At 56.2% G+C, this 24,083-nt stretch carries 18 protein-coding genes and 1 riboswitch; of the genes, 7 read left to right on the top strand and 11 right to left on the bottom strand.

The features are described 5' to 3' along the window. Positions 1 to 263: 263 nt before the first annotated feature. Entirely contained in the window at positions 264 to 1,184 is a 921-nt protein-coding gene (locus BQ5383_RS05395) for an LCP family glycopolymer transferase (RefSeq protein WP_071430082.1), read from the top strand. 195 nt (positions 1,185 to 1,379) lie between these two features. Here BQ5383_RS05395 and BQ5383_RS05390 read toward each other — a convergent pair whose 3' ends face one another. Continuing rightward, positions 1,380 to 3,134 carry a peptidoglycan-binding protein gene (locus BQ5383_RS05390; protein WP_083389846.1) on the bottom strand — a complete coding sequence of 585 codons (1,755 nt, stop codon included), beginning with the start codon at positions 3,132 to 3,134 and terminating at the stop codon, positions 1,380 to 1,382. Positions 3,135 to 3,354: 220 nt separating this feature from the next. Between BQ5383_RS05390 and BQ5383_RS05385 the strand changes: the two genes are divergently transcribed. Further along, positions 3,355 to 4,614, top strand: coding sequence for a hypothetical protein (locus BQ5383_RS05385; protein WP_071430080.1), 1,260 nt, complete (start codon positions 3,355 to 3,357; stop codon positions 4,612 to 4,614). A 646-nt stretch (positions 4,615 to 5,260) separates the two neighbouring features. Here BQ5383_RS05385 and hemL read toward each other — a convergent pair. The 8 genes from hemL to BQ5383_RS05345 form a co-directional block, all read right to left on the bottom strand. Beyond that, entirely contained in the window at positions 5,261 to 6,535 is a 1,275-nt protein-coding gene (gene hemL, locus BQ5383_RS05380) for a glutamate-1-semialdehyde 2,1-aminomutase (RefSeq protein WP_071430078.1), read from the bottom strand. Then, complete coding sequence (gene hemB / locus BQ5383_RS05375) at positions 6,535 to 7,518, bottom strand: porphobilinogen synthase (protein WP_071430076.1); 984 nt, start codon at positions 7,516 to 7,518, stop codon at positions 6,535 to 6,537. The genes hemL and hemB overlap by 1 nt, the downstream gene beginning before the upstream one ends. Next, positions 7,518 to 8,987, bottom strand: coding sequence for a uroporphyrinogen-III C-methyltransferase (cobA, locus tag BQ5383_RS05370; RefSeq protein WP_071430074.1), 1,470 nt, complete (start codon positions 8,985 to 8,987; stop codon positions 7,518 to 7,520). The genes hemB and cobA overlap by 1 nt, the downstream gene beginning before the upstream one ends. Further along, positions 8,980 to 9,873: a hydroxymethylbilane synthase gene (gene hemC, locus BQ5383_RS05365; protein ID WP_071430072.1), complete on the bottom strand. Its 894-nt coding sequence runs from the start codon at positions 9,871 to 9,873 to the stop codon at positions 8,980 to 8,982. The genes cobA and hemC overlap by 8 nt, the downstream gene beginning before the upstream one ends. Further along, on the bottom strand, positions 9,857 to 11,320 hold the full coding sequence (locus tag BQ5383_RS05360) for an NAD(P)-dependent oxidoreductase (protein ID WP_071430070.1): 1,464 nt from the start codon (positions 11,318 to 11,320) through the stop codon (positions 9,857 to 9,859). The genes hemC and BQ5383_RS05360 overlap by 17 nt, the downstream gene beginning before the upstream one ends. An 80-nt stretch (positions 11,321 to 11,400) precedes the next feature. Further along, positions 11,401 to 11,546, bottom strand: a riboswitch (adenosylcobalamin (AdoCbl) riboswitch). 77 nt (positions 11,547 to 11,623) lie between these two features. Then, complete coding sequence (locus BQ5383_RS05355; RefSeq protein WP_083389844.1) at positions 11,624 to 12,445, bottom strand: C40 family peptidase; 822 nt, start codon at positions 12,443 to 12,445, stop codon at positions 11,624 to 11,626. Positions 12,446 to 12,447: 2 nt separating this feature from the next. After that, positions 12,448 to 13,233: a serine hydrolase gene (locus BQ5383_RS05350; RefSeq protein WP_071430069.1), complete on the bottom strand. Its 786-nt coding sequence runs from the start codon at positions 13,231 to 13,233 to the stop codon at positions 12,448 to 12,450. A 15-nt stretch (positions 13,234 to 13,248) separates the two neighbouring features. Then, the gene (locus tag BQ5383_RS05345; RefSeq protein WP_071430067.1) at positions 13,249 to 14,163 is read right to left on the bottom strand and encodes a S66 peptidase family protein; all 915 of its coding nucleotides are present in this window, start codon (positions 14,161 to 14,163) and stop codon (positions 13,249 to 13,251) included. 672 nt (positions 14,164 to 14,835) lie between these two features. Between BQ5383_RS05345 and BQ5383_RS05335 the strand changes: the two genes are divergently transcribed. The 4 genes from BQ5383_RS05335 to BQ5383_RS05320 all read left to right on the top strand — a co-directional run bounded on the left by BQ5383_RS05335 (position 14,836) and on the right by BQ5383_RS05320 (position 20,060). After that, on the top strand, positions 14,836 to 16,392 hold the full coding sequence (locus BQ5383_RS05335; protein ID WP_071430063.1) for a PTS transporter subunit IIC: 1,557 nt from the start codon (positions 14,836 to 14,838) through the stop codon (positions 16,390 to 16,392). Between the two features lie 161 nt (positions 16,393 to 16,553). Next, on the top strand, positions 16,554 to 16,940 hold the full coding sequence (locus BQ5383_RS05330) for a GntR family transcriptional regulator (RefSeq protein ID WP_071430061.1): 387 nt from the start codon (positions 16,554 to 16,556) through the stop codon (positions 16,938 to 16,940). Then, positions 16,937 to 17,833, top strand: coding sequence for an ABC transporter ATP-binding protein (locus BQ5383_RS05325; protein ID WP_071430059.1), 897 nt, complete (start codon positions 16,937 to 16,939; stop codon positions 17,831 to 17,833). Before BQ5383_RS05330 ends, BQ5383_RS05325 begins: the two co-directional genes overlap by 4 nt. Beyond that, positions 17,808 to 20,060: a hypothetical protein gene (locus BQ5383_RS05320; RefSeq protein ID WP_139193359.1), complete on the top strand. Its 2,253-nt coding sequence runs from the start codon at positions 17,808 to 17,810 to the stop codon at positions 20,058 to 20,060. The genes BQ5383_RS05325 and BQ5383_RS05320 overlap by 26 nt, the downstream gene beginning before the upstream one ends. Before the next feature lie 188 nt (positions 20,061 to 20,248). Here BQ5383_RS05320 and BQ5383_RS05315 read toward each other — a convergent pair whose 3' ends face one another. Continuing rightward, positions 20,249 to 21,283, bottom strand: a complete 1,035-nt coding sequence (locus BQ5383_RS05315; protein ID WP_071430055.1) for a hypothetical protein — start codon at positions 21,281 to 21,283, stop codon at positions 20,249 to 20,251. Positions 21,284 to 21,662: 379 nt separating this feature from the next. Further along, positions 21,663 to 22,631, bottom strand: a complete 969-nt coding sequence (locus tag BQ5383_RS05310) for a hypothetical protein (RefSeq protein ID WP_071430053.1) — start codon at positions 22,629 to 22,631, stop codon at positions 21,663 to 21,665. A gap of 355 nt (positions 22,632 to 22,986) precedes the next feature. Between BQ5383_RS05310 and BQ5383_RS05305 the strand changes: the two genes are divergently transcribed. After that, on the top strand, positions 22,987 to 23,964 hold the full coding sequence (locus BQ5383_RS05305) for a hypothetical protein (RefSeq protein WP_071430051.1): 978 nt from the start codon (positions 22,987 to 22,989) through the stop codon (positions 23,962 to 23,964). Positions 23,965 to 24,083 lie beyond the last annotated feature (119 nt).

The following is a 24,083-nucleotide window of genomic DNA, read 5'->3' as shown; positions in this document are numbered from 1 at the left end:
ATTATATCCATCCCTCCTCCTTTTGTCAAGGAAAAAAGCCACAAAAAACCCCATGATTCCAGGGTTTTTCCCGTCTTTTCCCCGGCTGCGGCATGAGAAAAAGAGAAAACGGCCATAATAGGGAAGAACATCCGCCGCCAAAGGGAAAAATAGCCGCCTGAAGGAGGAGATTCTTTTGGCGGATGGCACTGATGAAAAAGATGATTGCGTCTGCCGAAAATTGCGGTCCATCAGGTTTGGACAGGGGAAAGGGGTTTTGGAGCATGGAAGAATTGAGACGGGGCGCGGGGCCTTTTTTCCGGGCCTTTTGCGTGACACTGGCGCTGATGGGAGTGGTATTGTCAGCGACACTGCTGCTTTCCAGAGGACAGCCGGCTCAGCAGCAGGTGAACCAGAATATGACTGTTTATATTCCGGAGGAGCAGGACAGGATGAATCTGCTGGCGACCATCAGCGAAACAGAGGGAAGCGTTCCCCAGGTGTTTGTCCTTTATGGCTTTCTGCCGGATCGGGGACAACTGGCACTGTCCCTGCTGCCGCCCAAGACAGTGCTTCATTATTGGGGTACCACCCTGACGCTGGAGGAAGCATGGGAGCGGGGAGGAACAGCCTATTGCGCCAAAGTGGCGGCGGGAGGATTGGGCATCACCATAGACCATATCGCTCAGCTGGATGCCAAGGGACTGGAAGGAATCATGGATGAGGTGGGACTGATGGACTACGATCTGCCGGTCTCCCTGGATTATCCCATGGGGGACCGGCAGGTGGTCATGAGCAAAGGCAACCAGCAGTTGGATGGACGAAAAATTGCGGACATTCTTTTTTACCCTGCCTATGAAGGTGGAGAGCAGGAGCGGAGCGACCGGGGGGTGATGCTTTTGTGCCAGCTGATAAGCCGTTTGCTGCCGTCGGTGCTGGAGGAGCGGGGGGACCGGCTGGTGACCGCTTTTCTCAACAACGCCCGCACCGATCTGTCCTTTCCCGACTATGAGTACAGCAAGCAAGCAGCCAAATTTCTGGCCCGGCAGGACCCCACCCCGGTAACCGCGGTGTATGTGGAGGGGCGCTTGAGCAAGGATTATCAGCAATTCTATCTTACCGAGGGATGTGCACTCCGGCTTTGTCAGATGTTCGGCGGAGGAGAACTGCCGTTGGGAGCCAGTTTTCTGGAATCAGGCGGCTGACAGATCTTTTGGGCAGAGAAAAATCGTATGCTGACCGGGTGCGGATATAGGCCGTTTTAAGGTCAAAACCGTGTAAAACCCGTTGCGAGATCATTGTTTCCCTGCCAAAGCGCCCCCGAGCCAGTGTGTTCTCTCCGGGGCAGGAGATGGGCTTTGGGGAAGAAACACCCTACAGCTGCCGTAGTAATCCCGTTATTACAGCAGACGGGCCGCCACGATACGCCGCCAGGTTTCGGGACCGATGATGCCGTCCGGAGTGATGCCGGCGATCTTCTGAAAAGCGATGACCGCTTCTCTGGTGGCCGGACCGAAAATACCGTCGGCCCGGATAACAGGAATGGGATAAACTTCGCTCAGGGTTCGCAGATAGTCCTGCATCAGCCACACATTTTCGCCCCTGCTGCCTTCCTTCAAGGGAGTTCCGGGATAAGGCACCACCAGACCGGAAGTGTTGGCAATCCCCATAAAGACGTCGTACAGGGCGTTCCAGGTGACGGGACCGATGACGCCGTCCACAGTCAGGCCGAAGCGGCTTTGGAAATCCCGCACCGCGGCAGTGGTATTGGGGCCGAAAATACCGTCGATGGAGATGGGACGTACCGCCTCGTAATACTTGGAGATGACCCGCAGGAAGTACTGCGCCAGTTTGACCAGCTCTCCCCGGCTGCCCTGACGGAGGATGCCGCTGGGCGGATCGGAGGGCAGAGGCTCCTGCTCCCCATCCAGTTCCGCCAGACCGGTGACGGCGGTATAAATGTAAGAAATGCGGTTCCATGTGTCAGATCCCACAACCCCATCAGGAGAGAGATTGAAAATCTTCTGGAAAGCGATGACAGCGTCGGTGGTTTCCTGGGTGAACCGGTCATCCACCGAGGAAATAAAGGGAATAGCGGGATAGTTGCGGCGGATGCGGTTCAGTTCTCGCTCAAGGATCCGCACAGAGGGGCTTACGCTTCCCTGACGCAGAGGAGTGCCGGGATAGGAGCTGGTAATGGCTTGGATATTGTTGGTGGAAACAACCTCAATATCGTTGCCATAGTAATATTTTAAAATATTCAGCGGTGAATAGCCGTTTTCTGCCAGCGTAACGGTGCCCCATTGGGAAAGGCCGTTGCAGGTGACAGTGGTGCCGTTGCAGTATTGAGCGAAAAGGGGATTGAGGGCGCCCTTCCGGCGGATGTATTCATTGAAGATCTCATCCACCAAACGGCTGATGTTCTCAAAAATGTTCCGGCCATGTACGTAGTATTGGTCAAAGGCAGTGTTGTTGGTGATATCGAAAGTATATCCCCGGCTGCGGTACCACTCGGTAAACACCCGGTTGAGAGCAAAGGAGATCTGCGCCAGGATATTGGCGCGGAGAGCATTTTCCGGCCAGGTGGGATAGATCTCGCTGCTGGCCACGTTTTTGATGTAGTCCGGGAAGGGGACGGTGACATTTTGCGCCGATGCGTTGTCCGGCCTGCCCAGATGGACAGTGATGTACTCGGGAATAAATACTTCCCGCTGGATACGGGGTTGTATGGCGCGGCGATCATCAGGAGGGATACTGTCCGGGTCCCGGGGAACCGACTGTTCCAGGGCGTTTCCTTCAATGACCACCACATCCTCGTCACCCTCCGGTCCTCTGGGACGTGGGGCCAGTTCCAGGGCCTCAATGGCTTCCACCCCTGCGAAGACCTGAATGCCGGTGACGGTGACAGGAATGTATCCGGCGGCTTCGATCCGGGCATTGTATCGGCTGTAAGGCAATGCGCTGGGATCGGGCGCCAGGCTCAGGGAAAGATCCGGAGCGGTGACCCCCAGGGGAGGGGTTTTGCCGGAATTGTCGGAAGTGAGGGTACGGCTGGTGCCGGTGGCGGGATTGGTGACGATCACCCGCGCGCCGGGAACAGGCAGCCCCTCACGACCGGTATACAGCTGGAAGATCAGTGTGGAGTTGGGTCTCATAACAAGGCTCCTTTCAAAATGGTTTTGGATGTCGGAATACGGCATCCCGCCTTATCCTATGCCGTGGGAAAGGCAAATGTTTCCCTCCGGCAGGAACTTTGAGAATATTGACTTTTGCCATTTTTACAGGTACTATATAAACAGCATTCTTTTTTGTTTCTCATCCAAAAGCAAAAGATTTCTGGCTGTGCAATTTTTGCAATATAGGAGGTAACCTTCAATGAAAAAATTGTTCGCGCTGGCGCTGGCTGTGGCGATGTCCGCGTTGATGGCGGTACCGGCCCTGGCAGATACATCTTCCGACAGTGTTTATCCTGGCGGTGATGTGGAAGTTTATGGCTTCTATGATAAGGATGGCAATGAAGCCCCTGATGAGGGCAGCTGGGATCTGGATTATTACGGCCTCAGCTACAGCTTTACCAAAGGCAAACAATATGTAAAGGATGTATACGTGGAGGACGGATGTGTTTATCTGCGTATCGTCACAGGCATCGAGACCGCTTCCGATAAGGAAATCCGCGGTACAGTGCGGATGAGAGACAAGGAGTCCAAAGATACCTATACCGCTGAAATCAATGATCTGTATCTCAATGCTTCCGAGGCTTCTCCCATATATGAGACCAATGCCGGCGAGTTTGAGCTGCCGTATGACTATCAGACCAACAAGGTCAAGTTCCGCACCGAGGATGGTGAGGATATCGGTACTCTCTATGCCAATTTTGTCAATGACAATTATGAGACCTTGGCTTATTTCAAGGTCAAGGTGGTGGAGCAGGAGAGCCTGTATCTGGGACACAACCAGAATGACGATGTTGAGTTTATGAAGAAGTATCCCAATGCCAATATCCGTTTCCTCAATTGGGACAGCAATCCCACCTTTGAGGTGACTGGAACGCTGGGCATTGTCATGGAGGAGGATGAATACCTCTATCAGAGAAAGGCTGACGGTTCTTTGGTAGCGGTCAGCGGCACCTATAATGAGGACCGTGGAACATTTGACTTTAAGACCAATACACTGGGTCAATATGTTATCAGTGACCAGAAGCTCAATGCATCCGGTTCCACTGCGTCTTCTTCCTCTTCTGCCGCCAGCAGCAAACCTGCTTCCAGCAGTACAGCCCCTGCGCCTTCTTCCAGCAGCACAGCTCCCGCGCCTTCCTCCAGCAGTACAGCCCCTGCTCCTTCTTCCAGCAGCACAGCTCCCGCGCCTTCTTCCAGCGAGGCTGAATCCTCCTCCAGCGAGGAATCCTCTTCTGAAGAAAGCAGCCTTCCTGAGGAAAGCAGCGAACCGGAGTCCAGTGAGCCGGAGGAGTCCAGCGAGGAAAGCGCTCCCGCTGAAAGCGATGAAACGGACAATGAGGGCGGACTGCCTGTAGTGCCCATCCTCATCGGCGCTGCTGTTGTGGTGATTCTGGTCGTCCTGTTTGTGGTACTCAAAGGCAAGGGCGGAAAGAAGAAATACGATTCCTGGGATGACTGATCCCGGTGAAAAAATGGGAAGCGATGGCTCCCGTCAAAATCCATAATCTGTGAGAAAAAGCCCCCTGTGCTCTTTGAGTACAGGGGGCTTGAGCGTGTCGAAAAAGTTCGACACGCTTCCAGGGGGTATCCTATACCCCTGGATACGCCGCTTGGTTCCTGACGAAACCAGCGGCGATACCCCCGGTTTCGCGCCCTGGTGGGCGCAGGTCGTGGTATAAAAATCAGGCACATGTCCTGATTTTTATGATTTTGAATTTTGTTTGCTCTTTAAAATAGGTATTTCTACAGTCTGAGGCCCCCTGTGCCCTTTGAGTACAGGGGGCCGTTCAGCTTTTGTGATCGGTTTGAAAAAGAGTCTTTCTTTTGGGTTTTGACAAAAATTCCAACACTGCTTTGCTGTGACTGTTGATAAAAACACCAATAAATGGAACAAACGTGCCGACGGAACCGCAAAAAAAACGCAGCCGGGTCACAGGGCTTGTCAGAGCATATATTGATGGAGGTACCATCTGATTTCAACGCGTATTTATGTCAAAAGCCCTCTGTTTTTCCCGAAACGGGAATACCAGAGGGCTTTGTATACAGCAGTTTTGCCAGAAAAGGGAAAGAGCTTTACAGGTGTCGAAGCTTTCCAGAGAGATTTCTTACTGGTTTGCAAACTCCCGGGCAGCGGCCAGAATGGTCTCCAGGTCCTCCTGGGTATGGACGTCAGAGAGGAACATGGCCTCGAACTGAGCGGGAGCCAGATAGATGCCCCTGGAGAGCATATGCTGGAAATACCGGGCATAGGCGGCGGTATCGCTGTTCTTGGCGGACTCATAATCGGTGACTGGCCCCTGCTGGAAGAAGAGACACAGCAGGGAGCCCACCTGGTTGACTGTACCCAGTCCGGTGGCCCGCAGACCCTCCGCCAGTTTTTGTCCCTTCTGAGCCAAACGGTCATAAATGCCGGGGTCCCGCTGAAGCTTTCTCAGGGTGGTCAGTCCTGCCGCCATAGCCACGGGATTGCCGGAAAGGGTCCCTGCCTGGTACACCTTGCCCAAGGGAGAAACACAGGACATGATTTCCCGCCGTCCGCCGTAGGCTCCTACCGGCATACCGCCGCCGATGATCTTGCCGTAAGTGACCAGATCGGCGGAAACGCCAAAATATTCCTGAGCGCCGCCCAAAGCCAGGCGGAAGCCGGTGATTACTTCGTCAAAGATCAGGAGCGTTCCGTTTTGGTCGCACAGCTTCCGCAGCCCCTGGAGAAAACCGGCAGCAGGGGGAACCACACCCATATTGGCCCCTACCGGTTCCACGATCACAGCGGCGATCTGGCCGGGATTCTCGGCAAAGAGGGTCTCCACGCTGGCCAGGTCGTTATACCGGGCCAGGAGGGTATCCTGGGCCGCCCCGGGAGTAACGCCGGCGCTGTCCGGGTCCCCTCCGGTGAGAACACCGGAGCCGGCCTTGACCAGCATACTGTCGGCGTGGCCGTGGTAGCAGCCGGCAAACTTGACAATCTTGTGACGGTGGGTGAAGCCTCTGGCCGCACGGAGGGCGCTCATCACCGCTTCGGTGCCGCTGTTGACCATACGGATCATTTCCACCTGGGGCACCAGCTGTGAGATCAGCTCCCCCATCTCCGCCTCCCGGCCGGTGGCGGCGCCGAAGCTCATGCCGTCCACCACCGCTTTCTGTACCGCTTCCACCACTTCCGGGTCCCCATGGCCCAGAATCATGGGGCCCCAGGAACCGATGCAGTCGATGTACTCATTGCCGTCCACATCCCACAGCCGGGCACCGGAGGCACGGGCCATAAAGCGGGGACAGCCTCCCACAGCGTTGAAGGCCCGCACCGGGCTGTTGACACCGCCGGGAAGGACCTTACAGGCCCGTTCAAAGAGGGACTGCGATTTTTCTGTCTGCTGCACCATCAGCCGATCTCTCCCTTCCGGATGGCTTCCGCCAGTTCCTTGGCAAAATAGGTAATGAGGATGTCCGCCCCGGCCCGGAAGATAGAAACAGCGCTTTCACACATGACGGCGTGCTCATCCACCAGTCCCGCAGCTCCCGCCGCCTTGATCATGGCGTACTCGCCGCTGACGCTGTAGGCCGCCAGAGGCAGGTTGGTGGCTTCCTTCACCGCCCGGATGACATCCAGGTAGGAGAGGGCAGGCTTGACCATCAGCAGATCGGCGCCTTCCTCCACATCGGAGAGGGCCTCTTTGAGTGCTTCCCGGACGTTGTGGCAGTCCATCTGATAGCTTTTTCGGTCCCCAAAAGCGGGAGCCGAACCGGCAGCATCCCGGAAGGGACCATAGAAGGAAGAAGCGTATTTGACCGCATAGGAGAGGATGGGCAGATCGGTCCGGCCCGCCTCATCCAGAGCGTTGCGGATGGCCAGCACCCGACCGTCCATCATGTCCGAGGGAGCCACCATATCCGCCCCTGCCTGAGCGTGGGAGACGGCAATCCGGGCCAGACGCTCCAGGGTGGGATCGTTGTCCACCTCCTGGCCGTAGAGGATGCCGCAGTGGCCGTGGGAAGTGTATTCGCACATGCAAATATCGGTAACCAGGTAAATATCCTTGCCGAAATGGTCCTTCAGCACCCGCAGCCCCTGCTGGACAATGCCCTGGTCGTCATAAGCGCCGCTGCCCTCTGGGTCCTTGTGGGCAGGCAGACCGAAAAGCAGGAAGCGGCTCACCCCTGCCTTTAAAGCCTGCTCCACCTCGCGGCAGACCTGATCGTCAGGGCTCAGGTGAAAATGTCCCTCCAGGGAAGGGATCGGGTCGTGAATATCCTTACCCTCTTTGAGAAACAGGGGAAGGATCAAAGAGGAAGGGCTGATGCGGGTCTCCCGTACCATCTCCCGCAGCAGCGTTCCGCCCCGCAGGCGGCGTGGTCTTTTGAGCATCACAGGGTCATTCCTTTCACAAGTGTTATAAGAGAATCAGCGGAAGCTTCCTCCGCCATCTGAATATTCATACCGGCTTCCCGGGCCGCCTCAGCGGTGCGGGGACCGATGCACAAAGCGGTTTTTCCTGTAAGAGCCCCTTCCGGCAGCGCCTTTTCCAGGGAGCGGACACAGCTGGCGCAGGTAAAGACCGCCGCGTCAAACTCCGGCGGCAGCTCCTCAGGTGTCAGGGGCAGGGTATCATATACCACCACTTCCCGGCAGGGGATGCCCCCCTCTTCCAGTACCTTGGGAAGTTCCCGGGAGGCCAGATTCCCACGGAGAAGGAGCGGGGAGTCCCCGGGCCTCAGGAAGCCTTCCTCCACCATCTGCCTGGCCATTTCCAGACCATTATAGACCCGGGGGATAAAATCCGCCCGGATTCCCATGGCTTCCAGGGCGGCGGCGGTACCCTTGCCCACAGCGGCAAAGGTTTTCCCCGCCAGGCTCCGGGCATCCAGTCCCTGAGACCACAGCACCCGCTGGAATGCTTCCACTCCGGCAGCGCTGGTGAAGATGACGGGCCCCGGTTCTTTGAGAACCTCTGGGTCGAAGTCCCGAAAAACGGTGCGGATCATGGGAGCGGAAAACACCTGGGCCCCCAGCTGTTCCAGTACCGGAACCAGACGCTTCTGAGCTCCCTCGTCCCGGGTCAGCAGCACCCGCAGACCCTTGAGAGGCAGTCGGTCAAACCAGTCCAGCTCCTCCGACAGGCTGCACACCGGCCCCACCACCAGAATGGCCGGTGGAGAAACAGCAGCGGCGGCAGCTTCCTTTTCTATTCCGCTGAGGGGAGCAAGCACCTTCCGCTGGGCGGGGGTAGTACCCCGTTCGATCACAGCGGCGGGGGTGTTTTCATCCATCCCGGCGGCAATCAGCCCCCGGCAGATCTCCCCCATAGAGGAGACGGACATGAGAAACACCAGGGTTCCGTGGAGGCGCACCAGGGCTTCATAATCTAAGGACAGGGCCCCATCCGCCCGCTTGTGGCCGGTGATGATGTGGACCGAGGAGCAAAAATCCCGATGGGTCACCGGAATACCTCCATAGGCAGGCACCGCCAGGGCGGAAGTGACCCCCGGCACCACCTGGAAGGGAATCCCATTCTGCACCAGCAGCTCCAGCTCTTCCCCACCACGGCCAAAGAGGAAGCAGTCGCCTCCTTTGAGACGGACTACCCGATGACCCGCCTGAGCTTCCTCCAGGAGAATCCGGTTGATCTCCGGTTGGGGAATAGGGTGGCGTCCAGCAGTTTTGCCCACGTCGATCCGCCGGGCTTCCGCCGGAATCAGCTCCAAAATCTCCCGGCTCACCAGGTGGTCATAGACCACCACCTCCGCCTGAGACAATGCCTCCAGTCCCTTTCTGGTGAGAAGCCCCGGATCTCCGGGCCCTGCTCCCACCAGGATGACACAGCCTTTTTCAGACACAGGCCTCCGCCTCCTTTCGTATCAGCTCCGCCAGGCGGCGGCCCAGTTCTTCTCCCTCCAACGCGGGGCCGGAAAGGGTCTGCTTGATTCCCCGCTCATCCTCCGGTCCGGCATAAAAACCGGTGAGGGTGAGGGTTTCTCCATTGAGGCGGCCATGAGCGGCCACCGGGGCGCTGCATCCGCCATCCAGAGTACGGACAAAGCTCCGCTCCGCCCGGGTCAGCAGTTCCGCCTGCGGGTCGTGGAGGGGACGGAGGAAGGAAACATCAAAATCCCGCCGGGCCTGCACCGCCAGTACCCCCTGGCAGGCGGCGGGAAGCAGTTCTTCCGGTTCAAAGAGCCGGTGAATCCGTTCTTCCAGCCCCAGGCGGCGGAGCCCCGCGGCGGCCAGCACCAAAGAGCCGTATTGACCATCGTCCAGCTTTTTCAGCCGGGTCTGCACATTACCCCGCACCGGCTCCACCCGGCAGCCGGGGAAAAGCTCCTTTAATTGCAGGGCGCGGCGTTTGCTGGCGCAGCCGATGGGACGGGTCAGGTCCAAAGACTGCTGCCCCTGAGGCAGTACCAAAGCATCCCGGGGATCATCCCGGCAAGTGATGGCCACAATGGGCAGCTCCTCCGGCAGCTCCATAGGAAGGTCTTTAAAGCTGTGGACAGTCAGGTCCACCCGGCCATCCAGCAGGGCAGCGTCCAGTTCCCGGACAAACAGCCCCTTGCCGCCGATTTTATCCAAAGTACGGTCCAGAATCAGGTCTCCGGTGGTTTTCATAGTCACCAGCTTCAGCTCCATTTCCGGGTACAGCTGATGGAGCTGATCCATTACCAATTGAGTTTGAATGACAGCCAGACGGCTGTCCCGGCTGCCCAATCTAATTTTCTGTTTCATCACGCAGCGCCTCCCTGATCTTATGGGCCGTATGGGCCACATGGGTGTGGTTGACCCCGTCCCCAGCCATGGCTACCACTGTGGTACCGTTGGGGACAACGGCGGGGAAGAAGAAGGTGCATTCCTCCCGGTTGTCCGCCACCGAAACGGGAATCCTCCTGTGCCGGGCCAGCAGCCCCACCTGACGGTTCACTTCCCGGTCATTGGTGGCAGCCACCGCCATGGAAGCCTCCTCCAGGTCCTCAGGCTCAAAGGGACGCTGTTCCCACTGGATGCGCCCTTCCTCCGCCAGCCGGTACAGCTCCGGCTCCACCCGGGGGGCCACCACCGTCACCGACAGGGCAAACCGCAAAAGGGTCATCACCCGCCGGGAAGCGATTTTTCCGCCTCCCACCACCAGGGCTTTCCAGCCGCTGACATCCACGAAAAAGGGAAAATGGGAGAAGGGCGGGGCCTCCCGCAGTTCCTGAGGAGGAGCGGGACGGCGGCGGTACCAGTCCATAAACTCTCCCACATACCGCTCCAGATAAGGCTCCAAGGCTGCCAGAGCCTGCCTCCGCTTTTCCTCCAGCAGCGGCCCGCTGAGGGTGTCCACATCCAGCAGTGTCACCCCCGGCAGCTGTCCCGCTTCCGGCTGGATGTCCCGGGGCACCGCCAGGTCCAATAACAGCGGCGGTATCCGTTCCAGGGAAGCCAGCCGCTCTGTTTCCAGGGTGTAATGGGGGCTGAGGGTGGCGCTGACCACTCCGTCAAACTCTCCCAGCCGCTCATACCGCTGCTGGTAATCGAAGGCGGTGACGCCGAAAGGGATCTCTGCCTGGCGGTATTTGTACTGCCGCAGGGTCATAAACACCTGGCATCCGGCATCCACCAGAGCGGAAGCAGCCAAACGGCCCATCTGACCGTTGCCGATGACCAGCACCTTTTGGGCATGGTGTTCCTTCACTTGTTCCACCACCTGCCGGGCCAGGGAAGCTTCTCCCCGAACCACCGGCGCTTCGGTACGCACCCGTTTGCCGCAGGTGATAGCGGAGCGGAACAGCACCTCCAGCACCCCGTCAGCCATCCCTCTGGCACGGGAAAGGGCCACGGCGTTTTTCACCTGAGTGAGAATCTGATCTTCACCGAAGATCCGGGAACGGGCTCCGCAGCACAGCAGGCAAAGGGAACGGGCAGCATCCTCCCCGGTGAGGACAGGGGCATCCCGCTGCGGCAGTTCCAGCAGCCGGCACAGCAGATGGAAGGGATGAAGATCTGTCCCGTCGGCCAGGGACAGATAGATTTCGGTGCGGTTGCAGGTGGAAATGACCACCGCCCCCAGCAGCCCCGGAATCTGACGCATCTGGTCATACAGGGCTTTTTGTTGAGGGACAGTGAGGGAGAAGCACTCCCGCTGTTGAATGCCGGCAGTGGTGTGGTCCACCCCGGACATGGCGATATGAAGCAAAATGGTCCTCCTTACAGGCTTTGGCGGCAAACAAAAACACCCCCTCCGGCGGAAGGGGCGTTGGGCCCGGCGGACTGCCGGGATGCGCCGATCCATACCTCGTGAATCGTCTCAGTGGCAGGACGGCGCCGGTAATCTGGCTGGAAGGGAACACCTTCTTCACAGTGGCGGGACCGCGCGGGACTTTCACCCGCTTCCCCGGAGCCGCCGTCCTCCGGCTGAAAACAGCCGGTCATACAGCAACTATTATAATCCATCAGGGGGCTGCCCGCAAGGGGGAAGGGCTTCCAGCAAAAGTCTTTTTCAAAAGATGCTGCCGCAGTCGGTGATGGTTTCCAGCAGATCCTGACGGAACAGAGGGTCCGAAGGCTCCAGGCTGTTAAGCACCACCCCATCGCTGCCGTTCTTGGCGGTGGAATGGACGAAGCGGCCTTCTCCAATGTACATGGCAACATGGCCGGGGAAGAAGATCAGGTCGGCAGGTTTCAGCTCTTCCCTGGAGATGGGATGCAGGGGAAACCCTTCCTTGATGGCGGCGTCCCGGTAGATGATGATGCCGTTATTGAGATATACCTGGGAGCAAAGCCCGGAGCAGTCGATGCCCAGAGGTGTTTTGCCGCCCCAGCGGTATTGGGTGCCCATGTACTCCAGCGCATCGTCCACCAGCTTTTTCCGCAGCCGCTGCTCATCGGCAGGGTCCCAGTCAGTAATATATGGGCCAAGAAAGCCTTCCTTGGTGTAGCCCTCCCGGCCATCTCCGGTCATCACCCGCAGCCAGCCTTTTTCATCCGGCTCCGACAGGGGAGAGAGGATGCCGCCCCGGGGCAGGGAAGCCACCCAGCCGCCCTGGACCTTGGGAGCGTCCAGCACATCAATATAGCCCCGGCGGACCAGAAGCTTTTTCTGTCCTTCCCACCGGGTTACAGCTTCCGGGTCCATACAGAGGTCGCCCGCCCGGGCAAAGCCCTCATAGCGGTAATGGGTGCGGACCTTGTACCAGCCGGTGAGGGAATCCTCCAGCACCTCCACCACCATGCCGCAGAGGACCTCATCGGCCAGCTCCAGGGTATCGGGATGGACCATCAGGGGAGCGACAGGAGGAATCACAACAGCAAAGCGGGCCATCTTCAGCACCGTCCTTTCATATAGTCATAGGCAAGGCGGCTCAGCTGCCCCACCACCCGGTTATCCCCCTCAATTTTGGGGGCATTGGAAACAAATACACCTAAGTAATAGGGATGTTCCGGCAGGCAGAAAATGCCGCAGTCATGATTGAGATAATCAAGCCCACCGGTCTTGTGGGCCACCTGCACATCATCGCTGATATACCGCAAAAACTGATCGGTGGAGCGCTGCCGCAGAAGAATTTCCCAGGCTGTGCCGCAAAGTTCTGGGGTCAGGATCTCCCGGCGGTACAGGGCTGCAAACAGTTTGTACTGGTCCCAGGGAGAGGTGTAGTTGTTTCTTCCCTCCTCGATGGCCTTCCAGTCCAGCATCTTCCGTTCCACCCGGCTGTTTTCCAGGCCGTGGGCGGCACACCAGGCATTGATGGTATCCATCCCCAGCAGGTCGATGAGAACATTGGTGCAGGTGTTGTCGCTGGTGACGATCATCCAGTATAACAGCTCCCACAAGGGAAAAGTACCGGGTCCCAGATCAAAAAACTCACTGTCCTCCAGAATTACTTCCCGGTCCACCTTTACCGGCTGGTCCAGGGAAAGTTTTCCCTCCCGCACCTGCTCCAGGGCGGTGCAGAGGATGGGCGTTTTGATGGTGCTGGCGGAAACCACCCGGGTTTTTCCGCCCAGATCAAAAAGAGGTTCTTCCCCCAGGGGGATGCAGAGGGCGCAGATATGGGCGGGATTGGCTTCCACCAGTGCCGCCGCCTGTCTTTCCAGTTCATCCTTTGTCATAAGAAACTCCTTTCCTTATTCCAGCACCGTCACAGTCCCGGCGTCAGCATCCAGGGAGACCCGGGCGCCCATGGGCAGGGACATGGTGGGAAGGCAATGGCCGCAAACCAAATCCTGAAGGGTGGGTACGCCCACCGGTGCCACCACCTCATCCAGCACCTGCTGCACCGTCAGGCTGCGGGCAGGATCGGGAGCTGTGCAGTTGGTAAACGCCCCCAGCAGGATGCCTGCGCACCGGGCCAGTTTGCCGCTGTTGCGCAGATGGGTGAGCATTCCGTCCAGACGATAGGGCTTTTCATCCACATCTTCCAGAAACAGAATCTTTCCGGTGGTGTCGATCTCATAGGGAGTGCCCAGGGAGGAGACCACCAGGGAGAGATTGCCTCCTGTCAGCACGCCTTCCCCCTTGCCGGGGACCAGGGTGCGCACAGGACATTTCGGCGGATTTTTCAAGGCCGCGGAGGCCGGCCCAAAGAGGGCATGGCGCAGGTTTTCCATGGTATAATCATCCAGCCCCTTATACCATTCGGTGGAGGGCATGGGGGTATGCCAGGTGGCAAAGCCGCAGGTTTGATTGAAAAGAATATGTAAGGCTGTGATATCGCTGTAGCCGCAGAAAAACTTGGGGTGGGCAGCGATCATCTCCAGATCCAGCAGGGGGATCACCTGCTGGGCGCCGTAACCGCCCCGGATGCACAGGATGCCGTCAATGGCTTTATTGGAGAAAGCAGCGTTAAGGTCGGTAGCCCTCAGCTGGTCCTCGCCGGCCAGATACCCGTGAGCCTGGGTACAGCTGCTGTAGATCACCGGCTCCAGACCCAGCGACCGCACCGCCGCAACCGCAGGTTCCAGCCGCTCGGCAGGTACCGGCCCGGAGGGAGCTACCAAAGCCACACGGGCTCCGGGGAAAAGCCGTTTGGGAACAAACATAAAAACAGCCCCTTTCTGTCAAAGGCCCTTCCGTCTGTCACAGGGGCGAAAGGGAAATTTTTCTTTTTTATCCTATCACACACAAAGGGATGGGTCAATGGAAAAGGTGTGTGAAGCGCTTCCCGAAGCAGCGATCAAAAAGAAAAGGTTTCCAGAAAAAAGAGACTGCAAAGGGGAATGGAGCGCGTCGAAAAAGTTCGGCACGCTTTCGGGAAATCGGGTGACCCTGAATATGCGGTGGGTTGCGGAGGAGACCACCGGATTTTATTGATCCCTTCAAATCGGTTTTTCTGCAGTTTGATACATCCCCCTCTCCGGAGATGTTTTTCCGTGCAGTAAGGGGTGCCACACAATTATTCTGTGTCCAGGACGGCGTCAGAAGCGGTGGGGATAAAGACCGCGGAAAAAGCGCTTGGAATACCTTTGGTATTTTACTTTCCGGGTGCTGACGGCGCCAAAAGCTTTGACCGTGAATGGATGCCGGAAAGCGGGATTTTTCCGCTCTCCTACACGCTGTAAAATTGTTTACAAACCCCGGCTTGTTTCTATCGCCAAAATCCGATATAATAAAGATTGTTTCCAGAACGGTGCCGGCAAAAAGGCCGCCTTTTTTGCCATTTGAACGACACCGATCAAGACCCGCCTTACGGGTTCTTTCAGGGAGGTTTTTTTTTGAATTTTATCGGCCATCTTTTTGATACGCCCATTGCTTTGGGATATTCCGTGATCCTGCCCCTGCTGCTGCTGGTCATCGGCCTGGTGGTGAGGCTGAAAGTGGTAAAAGCCCTTCAGGCGGGGCTTACCGCTACCTTTTGTCTGGTGGGAGCTGCTGTTCTGATCAGCCGCTTCACCTCCAGTTTATTGGATTTGGGACGGCAGATGACCCAGGCCAGCGGTGTGACAATGGCGGTAACGGATGTAGGCTGGCGGGCCTCCTCGCTGATTGCCTCCGCCTCCCGGATCGGGCTGTATATCGTGCCCATGTGTATTTTGATCAATCTGGTGCTTTTGCTGGCAAAAGCGACCCGCACCATCAACCTGGATATCTGGAGCTATTGGCAGTGTGCCTTTGTGGGCGCCATGGCGGAGTCCCTTACCGGCAGCTTCACCGGAGGAATGATCACCGCCTGCGCGGCTGTGATACTGTTTTTGGTGGTGGCGGACAACACTGCCGGAAAGCTGCAAAAATACTGCGATGTCCCCGGCGTTTCTCTGGCTCATGGATTTGCCGCAGGTCCGGCTCCGGTGCTGGGGCTTTTCAACTGGGTGCTGGACAAGATCCCCGGGCTTCGCCGCTTCCGTGTCACCTTCCCCTCACTACACAAGAAAATAGGCTTTTTGGCAGATCCGGCTCTCTGGTCGGTAATAGCCGCCACCATATTGGGCCTGCTGGCTGCCCGTCCTCTGGGTGAGATCCTGCCGGTATCTTTCCAGGTGGGCGCAGTGGTGTTTTTGGTGCCCCGCATCATGGAGTATCTGGGCCAGTGCATCACCCCCATTGCGGAGGGGCTGGAGCGCTTTTCCCGGGAGAAACTGGGCCTGCACACCTCTCTTACCCTGGGCCTCACATCCACTGTGGGGCTGGGCAACAGTACAGTGCTGTTCATTTCCTTGCTGCTGACCCCGTTGGCTATTCCTTTGGCAGCACGTCTGCCGGGCAATCTGGTGCTGCCGGACAGTGATCTGGTGATGATCCCCTATCTGATTATTTTTGCCGTGCTGCTGGCCAGAGGAGATCTCATCCGCTCTTTGATCGGCGGTATAGGAGCCCTTGTTCTCAGCCTTTACGCCAGTACCGGCTTGGCTGGCCTGACCACTCAGGCTGCGGCCGCCGCGGACCCTGAAACCTATGGCGCGCTTACCCAGAGTGTTTCCAACCTTTTCGGCAGCGGAAATCCCATCACCTGGGTTTTGGTAAGCCTGAGCCGCTTTGGAGTGGCCGGCTGGGGAATGATTCTGATTCTGGCCCTGGCTGCGGCCATGTGGAACTATAACCGGATGACAGGCAATGTCAAGCTGTACGTCAAAAAGCCCAAGCCCCTCCTTGCTTCCTCCATTGATGAGATGAAGAAGGAAGCAGAACAGCGCAGAAGCCAGCGCAAGCAGGCTGTAAGCCAGAAAAGAGCTGCCTTGCGGGCAGCTGTGGCCGCCGATTTGGAAAAGCGCAACCAGGAGGATGGCGGCGCTGAGGCTTCGGTTCGCAGCGACAGTGAAGAAAGCGGAAAGTGAAAATTCACCTTGCGGATACAGTCCCGGAGGGCAACCCTTGAGGCCTCTTCCGGGGCTGTTTTTTGCCCCCACAGGGGATGCAGCCTTGACAATCGCTGGAATTCATGCTATGCTCCAAGTGTACTACATCATATAATACAGATTGGAAAGGGGGAAGAAGGATGATCAAGCTGGATTACCGCAGCCGCACCCCTATTTATCGCCAGCTGGAAGACAGTATCATTGAGATGATTCTGCTGGGAGTTTATCAAAAGGGAACGCAGCTGCCTTCGGTACGGAGCCTGGCAGTGGAGTTAGGCATCAATCCCAATACCATCCAAAAAGCTTACCAGGAGCTGGAAAGCCAGGGGATCATCTGTTCAGTCACCGGTAAAGGCAGTTTTGTTCAGGGGCTGGATGAAGCGCAGCTGCAGCTGCGGCGCAAGGCATTGGAAGCGCTTACTGCCGCGGTGCGGGATGCCCGGTTGGCAGGAGTACCCCGTGAGGAGATCGAACATCTGGTGGAGCAGGAGTATCAACAGGCGGCAAAAGGGGGGACGGAACAATGATCGTGACAGAAAAGCTGGTGAAGCGTTTTGGCGCCTTTACGGCTTTGGACGGACTTGACGCGCAGATCGACAGTGGGCGCATTTACGGTCTGGTAGGTCCAAATGGTTCCGGTAAATCTACTCTGATGCGTTTGATTTCCGGTGTGTATCAGCCGGATGAAGGTTCGGTAACAGTAGATGGGCAGCCGGTATTTGAGAACGTTCAGGCAAAGGACCGGATTTTTTATCTCTCGGATGATCCCTTTTATCTCTCCAAAGCAACCACTGACGATATGGCCGATTTTTATGAGGGGCTGTATTCCACCTTCTCCCGCCCTCTTTATGAAAAGATGAAGGAGATTTTTCCCATTGATACCACCAAGCGCATCAGCACTTTCAGCAAAGGAATGAGACGCCAGTCCGCATTGATGACGGCCTTTGCCAGCTGCGCTCCATATCTTTTGATGGATGAGGCGTTTGACGGACTGGACCCGGTGATCCGTCTGATGGTCAAAAAGCTGGTGGCGGGAGAGATTGCCTCCCGGGGACTGACCGTTATCATCTCCAGCCACAATCTGCGGGAGCTGGAGGACCTGTGCGATCAGGTGGGTTTGATCCACAAAGGACGGCTGCTGTTCCAGAAAGATCTGGACGAACTGAAATTTGGTTTCTGCAAGGTTCAGGCGGCATATAAAGATCCTGTCAACTGGGAGAAAAGCGGTCTGAACATCCTGCAGAAGCAGCAGCGGGGCAGTGTGGTCAGCCTGCTGGTACGGGGAGGAGCAGAGGAAACACTGGCGATACTGGAACAGTATCACCCCCTGTTTTCCGAGGCGGTCCCCCTGACGCTGGAAGAAGTATTTATTGGAGAAATGGAGGCTGTGGGCTATGACTACAACAACTTTGTCCTCTAAATCCCGTTTCCGCAGCCTGCTGAAGGGGATGCTCCGGCGCAATCGCGCGTCGGCCATCTATCTGTTTGTAGCCATCTTTTTCTTTTTCCCACTGCAGTATATACTGGAGATCCAGCGGCAGCTGGAAGATCTGAGCAGATATGGTTCCGCTTCCAACTGGCTGTATGGTCCGTCCCAGGTTTATACCAGCATTTCTTTGATCGCTATGGTTTTTATCCTCACGACGGCTCCCCTGGTGCTGACGCTGGCCCAGGTCAGCTATCTTCATAACCACCGCTCGGTGGACCTGTATCACAGTCTGCCCCTGACCCGGACCCAGCTGCTGGGGGCCAATACGCTGGCGGTTTTTCTTACCATCGCCATTCCTTATCTCCTCAATTACCTTCTGGTGGTGATAGCCGGAATCGTGCGCATGGTTTTGGGAGGAGGAGAATTTGTCCTCTCTCCCGGCCAGATCCTTCTGGATATCCTGGGCTGGCTGACAGTGGAGCTGGTGATCATCGCCCTGGTCATGCTGGTGGCTACCCAGGTGGGCAGTGTCTTTGAAAATTTTGTCTTTACCTGTGAACTGGTGATGGCCCCTGTAGCGGTACTGGGAATTTCTATCATTACCATGAACACCTTCCTAGTGGGCTTTTCGGATCGGATTCCCGCCAAGGTCTATGCCGCCATCAATCCCATAGGGATGATGATCGGACGTATTGCCGCACCCCAAAGCTCTGTTGTCAACGGCAAAACAGTTTATCAGCTGGCAGCCTATAACTGGATGCTGGTGGGATGGATGCTGGCGGCGGCAGTGCTGCTGGCGGCGGCTGACCGGCTGTATCGCCGCCGCCGCAGTGAAACCGCCGAAACCTCCGGCTGTCATGGTCCCCTGGGAGTGGTATTCTCCGCAGTGGCTGTCTTTGTGGGAGGCGCGGGATTCGGAGGATTGCTGTATCTGGTGGTCAGCGAATACAGTGAGCAGGCATTTGTGATTGGTGTGGTCATTGGCAGCATTCTCACCTTTTTGCTGGTGGAAGCTGTCCTCAACCGGGGATTTAAGGGGCTTTGGAGCAAAATGCCCCGGGGCGCTGCCCTCACTGCCCTGACTATGGTGCTGGCTTTGATCGTGGTTACCGGCGGATTGGGTTATGAAACCAGAATGCCTGCCGTTGATCAGGTTCAGTCCGTAACCATCAACTATCGCGGACGGCGTGGAGAAGTCATTCTGAGGGATGCTTCCAGTATCCGTACTTCCCAGTCCCATGACGGCAGTGTTTATTACAATTATGACTATTTGTCTGATGTTACCCTCACCACTCCGGAAGGGATTGATTTGGTACAGCAGATCCATCAGGCCCGGCTTAAGGCCAATATCCGCCCCAGTGAAGAAGGGTACTATTATTTCGATGGTCCCAGCAGCTTCCATTATCAGCTGGATCGGGGGAATATGTACCGGTCTTACCGCTGTGCCAGCACGGCGGAGCTTCCGCTGCTCCATCAGCTGGAGGCGCTGCCGGAATTCCGGGAGCAGACAGATCCCGCTCTTTTACTGACAGCGGATCAGGTGCAGAATTTCCAGGTCAGCGGCAGCTGGGGCTTCCATGTCAGCGGCAGCCTAACCAACCGGCAGCTGATCGAAGATGTGGTGGAGGCCCTCCATCAGGATGTGCTGTCGGAGGATACCACAAGGCTTGACCGGGGAGAAGCAGAAGTGGTGGGCTTTTTGTATTTTGACACCAGCTATGATGATCGGGTTCCCCTTACTGCCGATCATCTGGCCAGTTTCTCCTATCCCATTCTGGACAGCTATACCCAAGTGCTGGCAGTGCTGGAACGTGCCGGTCTGTCTGAGAACCTGGAAACGGTGGAGGTTTCCCAGCTCAGCGGTGTGGGAATGTCCATGTGGAGCCCCTTTTCCGCTCAGTCGGAAACCAAGGTTTATCAGTTCGCGGAGATTGACCCCCATTATTCCTCCCAGACCGGGGATATGGAGGAGATGTTCCTGGATGAGGAAATGATGACTCTGCTGATGGATTCCGCGGTTGCTTATCGTCTCCACAATGGCTCCAGCAACAATGTGGTTTATATCACCCCCTTCCTGGATGGCCAGGCAGGGGTAACGCTGATGCTGGATCTTCAGCGGATTTCTCCTGAGCTGGCTTCCATTCTGGAGCCTAAGCTGGAACCCTATGGATTGGATCTGTCCCTGACCACAGACCAGTATCTCACCTTCCGTTTCTGAATATTGAATGGGTCAGGATATTGCCGAGGCAGAGAGATTTCCTCAGTGAAAAGCGGGAGACAAATTTCCGCGGTATCCCTTGGCAGTTTGGACTGAAATCTCCTTGCTTTATAAGGAGCAGAATCATTTCTGAAAGATAACGGCGGCTCTCACTTGTTTTCAGAGTGAGGGCCGCCGCTTATTGTTTGTTACAAGGAATGATGATCTTTCCGTTTCAGACCGATCCATGCGCCGCTCAATGCGGTCAGTCCCAGAATCAGCGCTGCTCCGGGACGGCTGATATCTCCTGTCTGAGGGTTATAGGCATTTTCCTCCGCCGTTATCTCCAAAGGCTCAGCGGAGAGTACATAGCGGCTCAGCTGGGAAGGATGGAAAGTGATGGTCCCCGCCTGAGCGTCTTCCTCGAAGGTCAGGGGGAACAGCTCTCCGTAAGCGTAACGATAGAGGTAAATTTCTTCCGGCCAACCATCCATCAGTTCCGCCGCGTCCAGAGTAAGGGTGCCGTTGCTTCCAAAGTCGGGAAGCGCAGGGAAGGAAAGAAAAGCCAGCTGGTGCTCCGGAAAGAGGTTGGAGATCTCCTCAATGGGACGGTTGTCCCAGGTAAGATTGAGGCTGTTCATCCCGGCTACCGAGGCTTCATACCGCCAGCCGGTGCCTGTAAAGGTGACGCCCTCATGGCCGTTAACCTCTGTCAGCCGCTTCAGCTGGTCCCCTGTAAGAACAGGCGCGTCATTGTCCATGGAAACAAACTCGCCTTCCCCCAGGCTGTAAAGCTGGGGATCATCGGCGGTGGCGTAGCCTACCGTCATGGAAACAGATCCGGTAAAGCTGTCGCCTTCGCCGGCGTAACGGATGCGCATTTCTACAGGGATTTCCTCAGTGGAGCTTTCCGCGGCAGTGTCCACCGACAGGTAATATCCGCCGTCCCGCTGCCACAGACGAACATTTTCAATGGCTTCTTTTCCCTGGATGGTTTGTACGGTCAGCCTGCGTCCATCCAGATCACTGTCTTTTAACTGATACTGAGCGTTTCCATCCTTGGCCAGCAGTATGGGAAAATCATAGTGCTCCCCCGGCCGCAGCAGATCTTCTCCCGGATGGATACCGCTGTCATCAGCGCCTAAAAAAACACCGTTGATCTCCGCTCCGGCCCAGGTGGCCAGCCCGCCCATCAACATAAGGGGGAGTGCCAGAGCACAGATCAAACAAACAAGTCGTTTCATTTCTGGTCATCCTTTCTTGCTTGGGAGGAGAAAGCTCCTCCCTTCATCTGTAGTATGTCCTTGGGGCTATGGCTTACCAGTTGTATTTTTTACCGTAAGGGGCAAATTTTGACTGTTCTTCCAGCCAAAGGCAGAAGAAGGGGCAATCTATCTGGAAATATTGAAAAAATGATGATGGAAGGCAGCGGGAAAATTCCAGCAGGCGCCCGTGTATTTCCAGCTGAAATCAATTTAACGGACAGAGACCGGTGTCGGACGTTTTGGTTATCGTCTGCATCCCACAGGAGCATGAGATATGGGAAAAGAATGCTGAACTTAGGTAATAAGGGGGAGGACCGGCAAAAGCCGGCCCTCCCCCATATGCCCTTAAAAGGACGGATTACTTTTTGCTGGCAGCCAGCGCGGTAGCGGAGGCCAGAGACACTACAGCCAGAGCGGCTGCCACGCCTACAACATCATTGGCGCCGGTTTCAGGGTTGCTGGTACCATCGCCAACAGAGCCGGAGGCGGAGTTATCCTCCTCGTCATCCACAGTGGTACCGGCGGACTTCAGGGCTTTGTCAGAAATGACATAGCTGCCCAGAGTGGTGGTTTTCAGAACGTAGCTGTCCTGTTCGCTGTCCCACTTGGCGCCGCTGTCCACCAGCTTGTCACCCTTCAGTTCATAAATGTGATAGCCCCGCTCCACGCCATAGAAGGTGAGAGTGGCGTTGCCGCTGAACTTGGGCTTGCCCTCAAAGTTGAGGAAGTCGATCTCCGCGTCACTGTCGGCATTCTCCTGAAGAGTAGCCTTGTGGGGATCCCGATTGTAGCCCAGGAAGTAAACCTCATCCTCATACACCCGAACGCTGACATCCGCAAGGTCGGTGGAGAATTCCAGCGTACCGTAGGTCATGCTGCTGCTGTCGGCGGTGACGGTGTAGACAGTTTCATTGTCCACAGTCAGGGGCTGGATATCGCCGTCAGAATCAATGACGATCTCTCCCTGTTCGTAGCCGATCTGAGCGTTGATATCCATGGTGAGAATCTTGCCTTTGTCCTTATCTCTCACCTTGATGGTACCCCGGAGGGTCCGGTCTTTGGTGCTGGTGTAGTCGGGCTTGAGGGAGATGACTACCCGCTCATCGTCGCTGTTGATTTTGACCGATTCCACCATTTCCTTACCCTGATCCCAGCTCTGGCCGGAAATGGCGTAATATTCAGTGGTCAATTCCTGATCCGGTTGGGTTTCGCCCCAAACAGGGTCGGTGCTGTCAATTTCGATATCCTGGCCGGGTCTGAAGTCGGCTGCGTAGGCAGAAGTCAGCAGCATGGCGCCGGCCAAAGCTGCGGCAAATATTCTTTTCATGCTTTACCTCCAAATTACAAGTGATTCAAGGTTGGGGCGAACCCTCTTTTTCGCCTTTCCTCGTGTGATAGTATATGAGAAAAGTGCCGGGAACTCAGGTGTAACTATTTCCAGAGCCCTTTGAGTTTTTTCCAGGGGAGGAAATAAAAAACTCAAAAGGTAAAAAATACAAAAAAGTCTGCCATGGCTTGTTTTAGTAATGAAAAAGCTGGAAATACCTTCAAAGGGAAACGGAAAAGCCTTTTCACTCTCAATATTTTTTCCACAAAATTCGTTATATGTTCAAAGGATACTGACATGGGGGAAAGATTGCCCGATACAGTAAAACTATTTTGAGCAGAGAAGGATGATACAGGTGAAAGAAGAACAGAAAAGACGGCTGGCGCTGCTGGCAGCGGTGATGCTGATTTTGTCAACAGGATGCGCTAATACGGAAAAATTTGTGGAAGAATCATCTCAGAGCGGCAGTTCTTCTGTGGAACAGGCTCTGTCATCTCAGGCGGAGGAAATACCGGAAAATCAGGGACAATCCCGTGAAGAACCTACGGAAGCACCCTCTCAGCAGTCCTCAGAGGCGTCTGAGACAGGGGAACAGGCCGATGAACTGGCTGCCCAGGCCAAAGAGCTCCTGGCCCTGATAGAGCAGGGGGAAAGTGCAATGGAAATCGCTCCGGAACTGCCCTTTTCCAGCCAAAGAGGCACAGAGCATCTGGAACGGGTGGATCAGTGGATGGCAGCCGTGGCGGCGGGAGAAAAGGACGCCTTTGTGGGGAAGCTGATGGGAAGCGTATCGCCGGAAATTTATACCTTGGAGTATGACGGAGATATGGTCACGATGACAGTATATCTTCCCATTCCCGGGCAGCAGCCCCGGCGGGAACAAGGGATGGAAATCTGGCAGGCGCCGGACTTTTATCTGATCAGAGGCACAGAAACCATTTTCACCATTCCAAAGGCCCCTCAGCCATCCCCGCAGTATGAAAAAGAGGTGTCGGGGGAGCCGGCCCTTTCTTCCCAGCAGGCACAGGAGCGGGGAATGGAATTATACGGGCGGCTGCAAAATTCTGATGTGACCAGGGGCGTTTACGGTATCTTCCTGCCAAAGGCGGAGCAACAGGAAACAGTGGTGGTTCAGCAGCAGGAAATCGTGATGGTGGAGGATATTCCAGCCTGGAAGCTGACCGTTTCCAACTCTCAGGAAGGGGGAAATACCATCACCTTCTGTCTGGGAGGAGAACAGGGAGAAAAGGCTTGGGAAGTCGAACAGGTGAACGGTATGCTGGTGCCTCTGGGGCTGGAGGAGGAATGTACCCTCCTGTACCGGGCTGATTGATGAAAGAATTTTTAGTCTTTTGTTTTGAGGCGCGCCTTCCAGCAGCGAGGGGAAAATTTTGCTTCCGCAGGCAGGAAAAAGCGATTCAGAAAACAGATATCAATCAGCTCCTTTTGCCA

The sequence above is a fragment of the Angelakisella massiliensis genome (genome assembly GCF_900104675.1).
GTDB classification, from domain to species: Bacteria; Bacillota; Clostridia; order Oscillospirales; family Ruminococcaceae; genus Angelakisella; species Angelakisella massiliensis.
Note: the sequence above shows the minus strand (reverse complement) of the source record. Positions and strands in the feature narration are given on the sequence as shown.